13 protein-coding genes and 2 pseudogenes are annotated in these 12,651 nt (G+C 53.5%); 10 read left to right on the forward strand and 5 right to left on the reverse strand.

Going from position 1 to position 12,651, the window contains the following annotated elements; translation table 11 throughout:
- Window positions 1-104: 104 nt before the first annotated feature.
- From ACMG4O_RS08810 to ACMG4O_RS08845, 8 genes are all read left to right on the forward strand, one after another.
- Window positions 105-452 (forward strand): serine O-acetyltransferase, encoded by a 348-nt coding sequence (locus tag ACMG4O_RS08810; protein ID WP_414434861.1) that lies wholly within the window; start codon window positions 105-107, stop codon window positions 450-452.
- Window positions 442-1,602, forward strand: a complete 1,161-nt coding sequence (locus tag ACMG4O_RS08815; protein WP_414433621.1) for a glycosyltransferase family 4 protein — start codon at window positions 442-444, stop codon at window positions 1,600-1,602. Before ACMG4O_RS08810 ends, ACMG4O_RS08815 begins: the two co-directional genes overlap by 11 nt.
- Window positions 1,603-1,605: 3 nt before the next feature.
- Window positions 1,606-2,700 carry a glycosyltransferase gene (locus tag ACMG4O_RS08820; RefSeq protein WP_414433622.1) on the forward strand — a complete coding sequence of 365 codons (1,095 nt, stop codon included), beginning with the start codon at window positions 1,606-1,608 and terminating at the stop codon, window positions 2,698-2,700.
- Window positions 2,701-2,800: 100 nt separating this feature from the next.
- Window positions 2,801-3,976, forward strand: a complete 1,176-nt coding sequence (locus ACMG4O_RS08825; protein WP_414433623.1) for a hypothetical protein — start codon at window positions 2,801-2,803, stop codon at window positions 3,974-3,976.
- Window positions 3,977-4,011: 35 nt separating this feature from the next.
- Window positions 4,012-5,133, forward strand: a complete 1,122-nt coding sequence (locus ACMG4O_RS08830) for a glycosyltransferase family 4 protein (RefSeq protein WP_414433624.1) — start codon at window positions 4,012-4,014, stop codon at window positions 5,131-5,133.
- A gap of 15 nt (window positions 5,134-5,148) precedes the next feature.
- Window positions 5,149-5,748 carry a sugar transferase gene (locus tag ACMG4O_RS08835; protein ID WP_414433625.1) on the forward strand — a complete coding sequence of 200 codons (600 nt, stop codon included), beginning with the start codon at window positions 5,149-5,151 and terminating at the stop codon, window positions 5,746-5,748.
- The gene (locus ACMG4O_RS08840) at window positions 5,738-6,355 is read left to right on the forward strand and encodes an acetyltransferase (protein ID WP_414433626.1); all 618 of its coding nucleotides are present in this window, start codon (window positions 5,738-5,740) and stop codon (window positions 6,353-6,355) included. The genes ACMG4O_RS08835 and ACMG4O_RS08840 overlap by 11 nt, the downstream gene beginning before the upstream one ends.
- A gap of 92 nt (window positions 6,356-6,447) precedes the next feature.
- Window positions 6,448-7,647, forward strand: coding sequence for a DegT/DnrJ/EryC1/StrS family aminotransferase (locus tag ACMG4O_RS08845; RefSeq protein ID WP_414433627.1), 1,200 nt, complete (start codon window positions 6,448-6,450; stop codon window positions 7,645-7,647).
- A gap of 258 nt (window positions 7,648-7,905) precedes the next feature.
- On the opposite strand, the pseudogene tnpC reads toward ACMG4O_RS08845, so the two are convergent.
- The 5 genes and pseudogenes from tnpC to tnpA all read right to left on the reverse strand — a co-directional run.
- Window positions 7,906-8,781, reverse strand: a pseudogene (tnpC, locus tag ACMG4O_RS08850) (IS66 family transposase); the annotation flags it as partial.
- A gap of 41 nt (window positions 8,782-8,822) precedes the next feature.
- Window positions 8,823-9,907, reverse strand: a protein-coding gene (locus tag ACMG4O_RS08855) for an IS3 family transposase (protein WP_145912252.1) whose coding sequence is annotated in 2 segments (ribosomal slippage) — window positions 8,823-9,658 and window positions 9,658-9,907 — 1,086 coding nt in all. Because the reading frame shifts where the segments join, the coding sequence is not laid out codon by codon here.
- 71 nt (window positions 9,908-9,978) lie between these two features.
- A pseudogene (locus tag ACMG4O_RS08860) lies at window positions 9,979-10,671 on the reverse strand (IS66 family transposase zinc-finger binding domain-containing protein); the annotation flags it as partial.
- A gap of 75 nt (window positions 10,672-10,746) precedes the next feature.
- A complete protein-coding gene (tnpB, locus tag ACMG4O_RS08865) occupies window positions 10,747-11,082 on the reverse strand; it encodes an IS66 family insertion sequence element accessory protein TnpB (RefSeq protein WP_414433628.1) in 336 nt (111 codons plus the stop codon).
- Entirely contained in the window at window positions 11,079-11,462 is a 384-nt protein-coding gene (tnpA, locus tag ACMG4O_RS08870; RefSeq protein ID WP_414433629.1) for an IS66-like element accessory protein TnpA, read from the reverse strand. The genes tnpB and tnpA overlap by 4 nt, the downstream gene beginning before the upstream one ends.
- Before the next feature lie 146 nt (window positions 11,463-11,608).
- On the opposite strand from tnpA, the gene ACMG4O_RS08875 reads away from it, so the two are divergent.
- Both ACMG4O_RS08875 and ACMG4O_RS08880 read left to right on the forward strand, forming a co-directional pair.
- Complete coding sequence (locus ACMG4O_RS08875) at window positions 11,609-11,821, forward strand: addiction module protein (RefSeq protein WP_414433630.1); 213 nt, start codon at window positions 11,609-11,611, stop codon at window positions 11,819-11,821.
- 523 nt (window positions 11,822-12,344) lie between these two features.
- Entirely contained in the window at window positions 12,345-12,647 is a 303-nt protein-coding gene (locus ACMG4O_RS08880; RefSeq protein WP_414433631.1) for a helix-turn-helix domain-containing protein, read from the forward strand.
- The last annotated feature ends 4 nt before the right edge of the window (window positions 12,648-12,651 follow it).

The raw sequence follows: 12,651 nt of genomic DNA on the forward strand, positions 1-12,651 counted from the left end.
ACCCTATAATCCGCTTCCAGATAGCACTAAGAATTTATGAATATCTAATAATAAAGCGCAGCTTTCTTCGATTTATATTCAAGGTCTATTTTAGATCTTTGTCGGTGAAATTATCGTTCTCAATACCTCCGCTTGTTTTTGGGCCCGGCCTTTGCATAGTTCATTACGGCACAATAATTGTTAATCCAAATTCGTCGATTGGAGCTAGATGTCGTATACATGCGGGTGTCAATATCGGTGGGAAAGCCGGCTTTTTCAGCGAAGAGGAAGCCAAGTCGCTGTGTCCGCGAATAGGGAAAAATTGTTACATCGGCCCAGGTGCTAAGATATTCGGGCCTATCTCTGTTGGTAATCATTGTTTCATAGGCGCTAACGCCGTTGTTACTAAGAGTTTTCCGGACCTGTGTGTTATAGCCGGTGTGCCTGCGAGGGTGATACGCGATGCTAATTGATATCGTGATGATCTCGAGAATAGGTCTGGGGGACGGTGGTCGAGAAACATGGCTATATAATTTCTTAATAGAAACGTTGTGTCGAAATGTAGATATAAGGTTTAGAATTTTTTGCTTGCCAGTCGATGGGAATAGCATCCTTGGCACAAAAGATTTTGTAAATGAGTCGAGAGTTTCCAAAGTAGAGGTGCCTTGTAATTCTAAAAAGATCCCGATATCTCTGCAGTTTGCCTTGTCTTTACGTAAAGCTTATACGCAAGTGAAGGAAAAAGCAGATATAATTATTGGTGTTGGAGGCCTGCCTGAAGCGTTGGCAATTATTTTGTCTGGACAAAAGAACGCCGACATATCAGAGAAAGTTATGTGGCTTAGAACTGTTTACACCAAAGAAAAGTCGGATTCACTACCTGTTGTCTCTATCCCTGTTGTAAAATTTTTTGAAAAATATGTTTTAAATAAAAAATTTGGAACTGTTATCGCTAATGGTGAGGACACGGCAGCTTTCTATAGAGAAATGGGTGTTGCTTGTACCGTAATACCGAATGCTATATCCCTCTCAAAATTTCAGCGCCCTAAAAAAAGGCGTTCAGATAAACTGAGAGTGGCTTTTGTAGGCCGCCTAGCAGAGGTTAAAGGGATTCGTGACTTTCTGCTGCTCGTACAAGCGTCCCATGAAGCTGGTATTTTAGATCAAGTTGAATATCACGTTGTGGGCGTTGGGCCTTTCTCAGATACGGTTAAAAAATATCATCTTGACAATAAGTTAGTATACCACGGTTATCTAAGTAACCTCGAAATGTCTGGTTTTCTAAACGATATAGATTGCTGTGTAGCTTTAACGTATTTCACGCCTACCATGGGCGGCGGTGGTGTTTCTAATGCATTGATAGAGCAAATGGCGGCATCACAAATAATAATAGCTTGGGATAACGTTATTTTTAAAAACGCCTTGAAAGATTCTGAATGTTTTTTTGTTCGTCAAGGAGATATAAAGGAGCTGTTCTCGATTATAAAAAATGTAGCTATCTACGACGATGCAGAAGAAAAGGCTGAACAGGCATCTTTAGGTGCGTATAGGTATAGTATAGAAAAGCACGTCGACCAATTCATAGAATTGATAGTCGATCCTAATGTCAGGGTAAAGATATAAATCATGAAGATACTTCTGGTTATAACGGGTCTTGGAGTAGGTGGCGCAGAAAGATTGGTAACTAATTTGTCGGATAAGTTTGTCCAGGCTGGACACGAAGTGACTTTGGCTTACTTCGTGGGTCCGGCCGATATGCTCCCACGAGATAGCCGAGTAAAGTTGGTTTTCATTAATTTTTCCAAATCTCCTCATGGAATAATAAAGGGTTTTATTAATCTGAGAAAGCTTGTTAAGCAATTCAAGCCGGATGTAATTAATAGTCATATGTTTCACTCTAATATTGTATGCAGATTGCTTAGGTTTGTTGCGCCAGTTAAAAGACTTATATCAAGTGCGCATAGCACTTACGAAGGTGGTAAATTGCGTATGCTTGCTTACCGTGTGACAGATCAGCTTTCTGATATAACTACAAATGTGTCAAGGAATGCGGTGGAAACTTTTGTCGCAAAAAGAGCGGTACCGTTTAATAGGATCATTCCAGTCTTGAACGGCATCGACACAGATGAGTTCTCTTATCGTTCCGACTCTCGGTACACTCTAAGAAAGAAATTACTTGGCGCCCGTCGCGGACCTCTGGTTCTGGCAGTTGGCCGTCTTTGGCCAGAAAAGGATTATCCGAATTTGTTGTCTGCTTTAAGTACGCTTCTAAATAGGGGCTATAATCCGTTACTGTTAATTGCAGGCGTTGGCCCTGAGAAACCTGCTTTAGAGGCTTTGGCGTTATCCTTGGGTATATCCGATCACGTATGCTTTCTCGGTCTTCGAACTGATATACCGGCGCTAATGTCAGCTAGCGATGTCTATGTACTCCCATCGGCTTGGGAAGGATTCGGTCTAGCCGTAGCTGAAGCTATGGCGACTGAGCGCATAGTCGTGGCAACAGATAGCGGCGGTGTGAAAGAGGTACTTGGTAACGCCGGAATATTAGTACCGCCAAAAAACCCCCTGCTTTTAGCGGCAGGGTTAGAGAAAGCATTTAATTTTAAGGACAGCGAAATCGAATTGATGGGAAAGGAAGCCCGAAATAGAGTCATTGAAAATTATTCTCTCGATAATACAGCCCAACAATACATAAGAATATATGATGGTTCTTTCTGAAGCTGACATTGATAATGCTATGCCACTGACATACTGCTTTGGCAGTTTTACCTTATGAATTTTGACTTACGCTATTTGAGCTTTAAGGGTTTGGGTTTTTATGCAAATCATTCTTAATTCATGGCATGTGTTGTCTTCGGCTTTGGTGTTTACGATAGGCCTGTTTGTAGCCCTTTTTCTTTCTCGCCGTTACGCAGTCTACCCTCAAAAAGCTATACTACTGTACTTGTGGCACACGATCTTTTGCTTCCTGTATCTTTTTTATTCGCTTTATAATCAAGCCGATTCTATAGGTTATTATAAAAGAAGTCTTACCTTCGATTGGTCTATTTCTTTAGGTACAGATAGCGTTGATGCTTTTTCGGCTATATTCTCGCAAGGTTTGGGCTTTTCATACCTTGGACTCTTTCTGGTATTTAATATTATTGGTTTTATTGGGTTCTTAGCTTTCTATGCAGTTCTTTCATACATTACATTGGGGGCTCCCTCTTATATTACTAGAATATCTACTGTCATCATATTCCTACCCTCTGTAAGTTTTTGGTCTTCGGCTCTAGGGAAAGATGCATTTTCTTTTATGAGCGTAGGCCTAGCCCTGTGGGCAAGTCTAGACTTAAAAAGATATATATGGCTGATGGTATTTGCCATAGTTCTGATGCTTATAGTTCGACCACATATGTCTGGCCTGATGGTAATAGCCCTCTCCTTAGCCCTTTTTTTCCAACCGGGAGCGTCTCCCGTCCAGCGTTTTTTATACTCGTTAGTAGCCGCCGGAGGAGCAATTCTTCTAGTCCCGCTAGCGCTTAGCTACGCTGGTGTTGGAGGCGATGCACAAGTTTCTGACTTAGTCGAATACATTGAGCAGAGGCAGAAAGAGAACCTTGATGGAGCATCTAGTGTTGACATAAATAATATGTCTCTAGTTGTAAAACTATTTACATATTTTTTTAGACCGTTGCCTTTTGAGGCGCACAATTTCGCCGCTTTAGCAGCGTCCCTGGATAACGTCGTTTTGCTTTTAATGCTTTTTTTGTCGCTTCGTTTGGTGCTAAAGCGTAAAAATTTTCAAACCGATATAGATAAAAGTGGTCGTATTTTCTTATGGACATATAGTTTCTCTGCCTGGGTTATATTGTCCATGACTACGGCTAATCTAGGTATCGCTATGCGCCAGAAGTGGATGTTTGCACCGATGCTGATTGTTTTGACTTTGTCAGCTTTGAGTCGAGCCTATAAAAGTGATCGTATTTTGAGGTCTAATCCAAGATTGAGCTAATGCCTTTAGCCAATAGCAATTAGATTGAGAGCTTCATGAAGAAACGTCTTGTTATCGTTACCACTGTCCCGGAGACGTTGGCCACAATCCTGAAAGGTCAACCGAGCTGGTTGAGTCAGTATTTCGATGTAAGCTGTATCACTTCTCCCGACGGTATTGATACCGTTCAAGAAAGCGAATCTGTTCCCGTTTATCCTTTGGCGATGACAAGAGGGATATCTCCGATGAGAGATATAATCTCTATACTTAAAATGTGGCGACTTCTAGTGACGCTAAAGCCTGATATCGTGCACTCTTACACACCAAAAGCTGGCTTGGTCGCAATGACTGCTGCATATTTGGCTGGAGTTACCACTAGGGTGCATACTTTTACAGGGCTGATTTTTCCTACATCTAAGGGGTTAAGAAAAAGGTTGGTTCTGGCCGCGGACAGGCTGATTAGCTCCGCTGCGACACACGTCGTGCCTGAGGGCGAAGGTGTAAAAAATGATCTCTATGAGTATGAGGTTACAAAAAAGACAATAAACGTGATCGGGCACGGAAATATAGCAGGCGTCGATTTGGATTATTTTAAGCCTGATTTGATGCGTGATGTAAACCATACTCCCGTCGAGAGCTTTACATTTTGTTATATTGGTCGCCTTAATCGTGATAAAGGTATAAAGGTGCTGGTTTCGGCTTTCCTGGACTTGAAGTTCGAAGCTCAGTTACTAATGGCCGGGTCAGTCGATACCACCTGCCCGCTTGATGATCGTACTTTTGAGGTTATTAAGTCACATCCCAGGATCTCATTTTTGGGGTTCCAGAATGATGTGCGAGATGTGCTTCTTAGATCTGATGTTTTGGTGCTTCCAAGTTTCAGGGAGGGCTTTCCTAATGTCGTTCTCCAGGCCGGCGCTATGTGTAAGCCGGTGATCGCCTCAAATATTAATGGTTGTAACGAAGTCATAGTGGACGGTTGGAACGGTTGGCTGGTTTCTCCTCGAGATGTGGCGGGTTTAGCAGAAGCGATGAAGAACGCCTTTGCCCTTGATAGGATAAGAATTTTAGAGATTGGGTGCAATGCTAGAAAGCGAATCGAAGAGCGATTTGATCGAGAGGTCTACCTTGAACATCTGCTATCTTTTTACAAAAAAGTTTCGCTCCGAGAATTTTAAATAGGTTGTTAATCCATGAAACGAGCCTTTGATATTTTTTTCAGCCTTTTTGCATTGATTATCTTATCTCCGGTTTTCTTGGCATGCGCTGTTCTGACCGCCACGCAGATTGGTATGCCTGTGCTTTTCTCCCAAGATCGCCCAGGACTAAATGGTAAGCGCTTTCGGATTATTAAGTTTAGGACGATGGTTGATATACGTGATTCCGAAGGTGTGTTGCTTCCGGACTCTGAGCGCATAACGAAATTTGGCCGTATTTTGCGCGAATCGAGTTTGGATGAGCTTCCAGAACTCTTTAACGTGCTGAAAGGCGATATGAGCCTGGTCGGGCCCCGTCCGCTGCTGATGGACTATTTGTCGCTGTATAACCAGCGCCAGGCGCGCCGCCATGAGGTCCGGCCGGGCATTACGGGCTGGGCACAGATCAATGGCCGTAACGCCTTATCCTGGGAAGAGAAGTTCGAGCTGGATGTCTGGTATGTGGACAATCAGTCGCTCTGGTTGGATATCAAGATTCTTTTTAAGACCGTGCTGCAGGTGCTGAAGCGCGATGGCATTTCCCACGGCGAGGAGGCCACCATGCCCAGATTCAAGGGGTCGAACCGTGACGATTAACTCGTTGGCCATATTGGGCGCGGGTGGGCACGGCAAGGTGATCGCCGACGCCGCGCTTCTGGCCGGCTGCCGTGACCTGGTGTTTTTCGACGATGCCTGGCCGGACAAGCAGGACAATGGCAACTGGCCGGTGGTCGGTGATTGGGCTGCGCTACTCGAGCGTCATCATGACTACGAGGGTGTCATTGTTGCTATTGGTGCTAATGACATTCGCATGGCAAAGCAGACTGCGTTGCGCGAGGCGGGCGTATCCGTGGCCACGGTGATTCACCCGCTGGCCGCTGTGAGCCCTTTCGCGGCCCTTGGGGCCGGCTCCGTGGCGTTTGCCGGTGCGGTGGTGAACCCGGACGCTCGCGCCGGTCAGGGCGTGATTATCAACAGTGGCGCGGTGGTCGAGCACGATTGCCGGTTGGGCGACTGGGTGCACATCAGCCCCAGGGCCTGTCTGGGCGGCAACGTCACCGTGGAAGAGGGCGCTTGGGTGGGTATCGGCGCCGTGGTCAAGCAGGGCGTCACGGTCGGTCGTGGCGCTATTGTCGGTGCCGGCGCGGCGGTGGTTTCCGATGTGCCGCCGGGTGCTACAGTCATGGGCGTCCCCGCCCGATAACACAATCTCTGTCTATAGTTTACAGGCCATCACCTAAGGTGATGGTATCTTATCGTTGTGATGGGGATCACACGCATTCAAGGAGCGCTGCAATGTTGAATGGACCTTTCCCTCCCTGGCCGTCCTACACCCCTGAAGAAGCCGATGCGGTTCAGCGGGTGCTGTTGTCGAACAAGGTGAACTACTGGACCGGCGACGAGTGCCGGGCGTTTGAGCGTGAGTTTGCCCCCTTCGCCGGCACGGAGTACGCGGTGGCGCTGGCGAACGGCACCGTGGCTCTGGATCTGGCGTTGCGGGCTTTGGGTGTCGGCGCCGGGGACGATGTGGTGGTGACTTCCCGCACTTTCCTGGCGTCCGCGTCGGCCATTGTCAATGTGGGCGCGCGTCCGGTGTTCGCGGATGTGGACCGGGACAGCCAGAACATCACCGCCGAGACCGTGGCCGCGGCGCTGACGCCGGCCACCAAGGCGGTGCTCTGCGTGCACTTGGCCGGCTGGCCCTGCGACATGGACGCCATGACGGCGCTGGCCGAGCAGCATGGCCTTTATCTGATCGAGGACTGCGCCCAGGCCCATGGCGCCACCTGGCGTGGCCGACCGGTGGGCGGTTTCGGCCATGTGGGCTGCTGGTCGTTTTGCCAGGACAAGATCATGACCACCGGTGGGGAAGGGGGCATGGTCACCACTAACGACCGGGCGCTGTGGTCCTGGATGTGGAGCTACAAGGACCACGGCAAAAGCTGGGAGGCGGTGTACGAGCGCGAGCACCCGCCCGGTTACCGCTGGCTGCACGAGAGCTTCGGCACCAACGGGCGCCTCACCGAGATCCAGGCTGCCATTGGCCGTATCCAGCTGAAGCGGATGCCGGAGTGGACCCGGCTGCGCAGTGCGTACTGCGAGCGCATTTGGGAGACTGCACGCGGGCTGCCGGGTTTGCGAGTGCCCACCGTGCCGCAGGCCGTGGGGCATGCCGGCTATAAATGCTACCTGTTCGTGGAGCCCTCGGAACTGGCCGCCGGCTGGGACCGGGACCGTATTCTCGAGGCCGTGCTGGCGCATGACGTGCCGTGCTTCTCCGGTTCCTGCTCGGAGGTGTACCTGGAGAAGTGCTTCCAGGACGCGGGCCTGGTGCCGGAGGCGCCGCTGACCAATGCCAACGAACTGAGCGACACCAGCCTGATGTTCCTGGTCCATCCCACCCTGGAAGGCCGCCACATCGACCAGACCTGCCATGCCCTCGAAGCCGTCATGGCCGAGGCCACCGCGCCAGGCGCTGCCCGCGCCTCCGGCTGACCCCTCCCTTGTGGGAGCGGGCCATTGTGGGAGCGGGCCCAGCCCGCGAAAGGGCGGCCTGCCGCCCGGCACCCAGCACCTCATCGTGAAAGATCTCCCCACAGGCCAATAGCTGTTCGCTGACAACGATTGACGTTCTGGCCGACATCCCGTTTGCTTGGGTCCGGTGCATACTGACTCCGGGCGATTGCGCCTAAGGGCAGTGCCGCTGGCCGATAAAACCGCACGCGCCTTAGTATCTGTGTAAGCGTCCGGCCATCACACCTTGTCAGTGATGGTCGGTTTCCAGTTGTGCGGCAGGAGTTCGCCGATGGCGCTGTTCTTCTGCGTCGGCAGGCGAGCCAGCACATCCTTCAGATAGACGTAGGGATCGTGACCGTTCAGCTTCGCCGATTGGATCAGACTCATCACGGCGGCGGCACGCTGGCCGCTGCGCAGTGAGCCCGCGAACAGCCAGTTGTTGCGTCCCAGCGCCCAGGGCCGGATCTGATTTTCCACCCGGTTGTTGTCGATCGGCACCGCGCCGTCGTCCAGGTAGCGCGTCAGCGCCGCCCAGCGTTTCAGGCTGTAGCCCAACGCTTTCGCCGTGCCCGACCCGTCCGGGACTTTCTGCCGCTGCGCGATCATCCATCGGTGCAGTGCGTCAGCGATGGGCCGGGCTTGTTCGTGTCTTAACCGCTGTCGGTCTTGATCGGACAGGTCCTTGAGGTCCCGCTCGATGCCGTACAGCGCGCCGATGGACTCCAACGCCTGGGCGGCCAGTTCACTCTTATTGGCCACGTGCAGGTCGTGGAACTTGCGACGGGCATGCGCCAGGCAGCCGATCTCGGTAATGCCCTCGCCGAAGCCCGCCTTGTAGCCGGCGTAGTCGTCACAGACCAGCTTGCCCCGCCAGTCGCCCAGGAAGGCGCGGGCGTGTTCGCCCGCCCGACCCGGGGCGAAGTCGTAGACCGTGGCCTTCAGGTCGGCGAACGGCGTACTGCAGTAAGCCCACACATAGGCCCGGTGGGTTTTCTTCTTGCCGGGGGCCAGCATGGCCACCGGGGTCTCGTCGGCGTGCAGCACCGGCTGGGCCAGCAGTGTGGCGCGCAGGGCATCCACCAGAGGCTGCAACCGTACACCGCAGGTGCCCACCTGTAATCCCCCCATTTTTAATCGCCAATTTGAGTAGAGGGTTAACCGGTTTGTAACAGCCGGGCCGGCGGCACGCCGCCGATAGCCGAGTTCGGTCGCTCGTGATTGTAATGCCAGAGCCATTGAGTCGCTAATAGCTGGGCGTGAGCAACGCTGGTGAACTCATGTAGATCCAACCATTCGTGCCGTGCGGTTCGGTTGAACCGCTCAATGTACGCGTTCTGGGTCGGTTTGCCTGGCTGGATGTAGATCAGTGTAATCCGCTGCCTGTTGGCCCACTCCACCAGCGCCTGCGAAATATATTCCGGGCCGTTATCACAGCGTAGGGCAGCGGGCTTTCCTCGCCATTCGATGATCTGGTCAAGCGCACGTATTACTCGTTGTGCAGGCAGTGACAGGTCAACTTCAATACCGAGCCCTTCGCGATTGTAGTCGTCGAGCACATTGAATGTTCTCAACGATTTGCCGCTGACCAGTTGGTCGCCCATGAAATCCATCGACCAGACCTGATTCGGCGCCGTCGGCACCGCCAATTCGCCCGGATAACCCCGCTTGATCCTCCGCCGGGGCTTGATCCGCAAGTTGAGTTCCAGCTCCCGATAGATCCGATACACCCGCTTGTGGTTCCAGGCATAGCCTTTCACGTTACGTAAATACAGGAAACATAACCCGAATCCCCAGCGCTTGTGGGCCTGCGTGAGCTTAAGCAGCCAGTCCGCAATCAGGGCGTTTTCGCCGCTAAGCTTTGCCTGGTAGCGGTAGCAGGTTTCACTAATGCCGTACACGACACAGGCGAGCCGGACACTGATACCGTGCTTGGCAACGCCCTTCATGGCCATCTCCCGGCGTTGAGACGGCCTTACAACTTTCCCTCCAGTGCTTCCTGGCGCAGTTCGGCTTTGAGGCGCTCCTCAGCATACATCTTCTTCAGACGGGCGTTCTCGGCCTCCAGTTCTTTCAGACGCTTCATCAGCGAGGCGTCCATGCCGCCAAACTTCGAACGCCACTGGTAGATCAGCGCTGTACTCACGTTGTGTTCGCGGGACAGTTCCGCCACCGGAACTCCGGCTTCGTGCTGCTTCAGAATCGCCAGGATCTGGCTGTCGGAAAATCGAGACTTCTTCATGTGTCGCTCCTCAATGCCATCAGTGTAAAAGTCTCTACTCAAAACCTCGATTACTTTTCGGGGGGATTACACACCCACTCGGCCAGGGTGGAGCGTGGGATCGTCAGCCCCGCCCGGCCGAAGATGCGTTCCTGGCGGTACAGGGGCAGATGGTCGGCGTACTTGGCCACCAGCACCTGGGCCAACAGCCCGGCAGTGGGGATGCCTTTGTCGATCACTTGTGCCGGCACCGGCGCCTGGATCAGCGTCTCGCACTGCTCGCAGGCCCACTTGCCACGGATGTGGCGCTCCACCGTGAACTCGCCGGGCACATAGTCCAGCTTCTCGCTGACGTCCTCGCCGATGCGTTTGAGCGCACAGCCACAACGGCATTGCGTGTTCTCGGGTTCGTGGTGGATCAGGGTGCGGGGCAGTTGTGGCGGCAGTGGCGCGCGCTTGGGCTGTTGCTTGGGTGCAGCGGTGGGCGCCTCGGCGGGCAGGCGCTCGCTCAGCTCCGTTTCCATGGCAGCCAGGTCGGCGTCGATCAGTTCTTCCAGCAGTTGCCCTTGCACGCCTTTGAACTGCTCGCTGCGGCGGGCGAACTTGTGGCGCTTGAGCAGCGCCAACTCGTGGTTTTGTTTCTCGATCACCGCGTCGCGGTGGCGGATGGCGGTATCTTGCTGGGTGAGGGCCCGGTCCTTACTCTCCAAGTGATCGAACAGTTCCGTGGCCAGAGCACGGAGTTGATCGGCGGAGAAGGCATTGAGGTCGGGGCGCGAAGTCATGGCGAACAGTATGCCAAGCCCGCGCCCGATCGGCGATTGGATGTTGGGCGTATAGCCAACAGGAACGGGGTGTGGTTACAGCACCGAGATCACGGCGTCGTTGCCCAGGCGCTGCCAGGGCAGGCCCTGCACCAGGGCGTCGAGCTGCTCGTCGGTCAGGCGTAACTGGTCACCGCGCCAAGCGTCCCCCCAGTGGAACTTGCCCCGATGGAGCCGGCGGGCGCACAGCCAGATGCCGAAGCCATCGTGGATCAGCACCTTCATGCGGTTGCCCCGGCGGTTGGCGAACAGGTAAGCCTGGTGCGGCTTCGCCGCACCGAACACCTGGATCACCCGGGCGAGGGCCTTGTCCGGCCCGGCGCGCATGTCCAGCGGCTCGGTGGCCAGCCAGATCTCGTCGATGCGGATCATCGCAGCAACTCGCGCAACAGGGCCAGGCACTGATGGGCCTGTTCGGCGGGCCACTCCACCACAACAGGCCCACCCGCGCGAGGCACTTCGATACGGATGCGGCTATCCTGACCGTTGGTTCGGGAGCGCTCGCCCGGACTCGACGCGGCCGGCAGGGACAAAGGCATAAACCCAGGTGACGCTGTTGCCTGGTCGGCTTGCTCGGCTTCACGGATCCAGCGGCGGAGCAGGTTAGCATTGAGTTGGTTGTCCAGGGCGATGCGGGAAACGGACACGCCGGGCTCCTGACAGGCGGCCACGATATGGGTCTTGAACTCACGGGAGAAGTGGCGGCGACGTCGGGGCTGAGGTTGGGGCTGAGGTACGCTTAAAGGGTCCATGGTAAGTGTCCACTAGGAATTAAGTGGACACTATCGTGAAGACCGCCATCATCGACTCAAGATGGGTTTGCCGGACGCTTACGTATCTGTTAAACTCGTTCTAGGTTGAGGTCCGGTTCATGTTGGACGCTACAATGGAGGCATTTATGGATCTTGCATCACTACGGCAGCTCCCCGTGGAGCAGCGTATGCATCTTGTCGAAGAGCTTTGGGACAGTATTGCGGCTGACCAGGGGGCGCTACCTCTTACGGATGAACAAAGAGTGGAGCTTGATCGGCGGCTTGATGCTTATGAAGCGGATGGTAACCCCGGTCGTCCTGCCAAGGAGGCGCTGGACGATATTCGGCAGCGACTGTGACGGCTTCCATCTATGTCGTCGCGGTGATGCACGGGAGCCGAAACCCCTCTCGCTGGAAAGCAAGAACATAAGCAGCCGGCCAAGCCCCGCCGCCCGCGCCTCCGGCTGATCCCTTGTGCGAGCGGGCCCCGCCCGCGAAAGGGCGGCCTGCCGCCCGGCAAAGGTCGCCCCGCAGTCTTCTATTGACAGTCTACGTCAAAGACGTATGCTGTCCGGATGTACACGGTAGTTGAGGCGCCAACATTCGCAAAGGATGCGGACAGGCTTTGGACCCACGACGAGCGCGCTGAGTTTTGTGTTTGGATAGCCGCGCACCCCGAAGCCGGTCAGGTGATACCGGGCAGCGGTGGTTGTCGTAAGATTCGCTGGAGCAAGGCGCAAAGCGGGAAGCGTGGGGGCGTTCGCGTGATTTATTTCACACGGCTTCCCGAGGGGCAGATCTGGTTATTGGTTATCTATGCCAAGAACGTGATAGCGAATATCCCAGCCCATTTGCTAAAAGCGATCCGCCAGGAGTTGGAAGATGGGTAAAATGAAAGAAGACATTACGGGTGAAGAGCTTGGAGAAAAGCTGCTTCATGCCGTGCGCGAAATGAAAGCAGGTTACTCTGCCAGGACCACTGAAGTCAGTACTAATGAGGTGGCGTCGGCTCGCCTGCGTACCGGGCTTTCCCAGGCACAATTCGCTCGTGCTCTGAAGATCTCTCCGCGAACATTACAAGAATGGGAGCAGGGTCGGCGTAGACCTTCCGGAGCTGCGCAAGCTCTTATTCAGATCGCCTTTCGTCATCCGGAAGTGATTGTGGAGTCGCTGAGCGATTCTTAGGGCT

The organism is Alloalcanivorax venustensis (assembly GCF_047495515.1).
Lineage (GTDB): Bacteria > Pseudomonadota > Gammaproteobacteria > Pseudomonadales > Alcanivoracaceae > Alloalcanivorax > Alloalcanivorax venustensis.

Excerpts from the sequence above, each read along its gene's own strand:
- ACMG4O_RS08815 (WP_414433621.1), top strand. The coding sequence starts at position 442 with ATGCTAATTGATATCGTGATGATCTCGAGAATAGGTCTGGGGGACGGT.
- ACMG4O_RS08820 (WP_414433622.1), top strand. The coding sequence starts at position 1,606 with ATGAAGATACTTCTGGTTATAACGGGTCTTGGAGTAGGTGGCGCAGAA.
- ACMG4O_RS08825 (WP_414433623.1), top strand. The coding sequence starts at position 2,801 with ATGCAAATCATTCTTAATTCATGGCATGTGTTGTCTTCGGCTTTGGTG.
- ACMG4O_RS08830 (WP_414433624.1), top strand. The coding sequence starts at position 4,012 with ATGAAGAAACGTCTTGTTATCGTTACCACTGTCCCGGAGACGTTGGCC.
- ACMG4O_RS08835 (WP_414433625.1), top strand. The coding sequence starts at position 5,149 with ATGAAACGAGCCTTTGATATTTTTTTCAGCCTTTTTGCATTGATTATC.
- ACMG4O_RS08845 (WP_414433627.1), top strand. The coding sequence starts at position 6,448 with ATGTTGAATGGACCTTTCCCTCCCTGGCCGTCCTACACCCCTGAAGAA.
- tnpB (WP_414433628.1), bottom strand. The coding sequence starts at position 11,082 with ATGATCCGCATCGACGAGATCTGGCTGGCCACCGAGCCGCTGGACATG.
- tnpA (WP_414433629.1), bottom strand. The coding sequence starts at position 11,462 with ATGGACCCTTTAAGCGTACCTCAGCCCCAACCTCAGCCCCGACGTCGC.
- ACMG4O_RS08875 (WP_414433630.1), top strand. The coding sequence starts at position 11,609 with ATGGATCTTGCATCACTACGGCAGCTCCCCGTGGAGCAGCGTATGCAT.
- ACMG4O_RS08880 (WP_414433631.1), top strand. The coding sequence starts at position 12,345 with ATGGGTAAAATGAAAGAAGACATTACGGGTGAAGAGCTTGGAGAAAAG.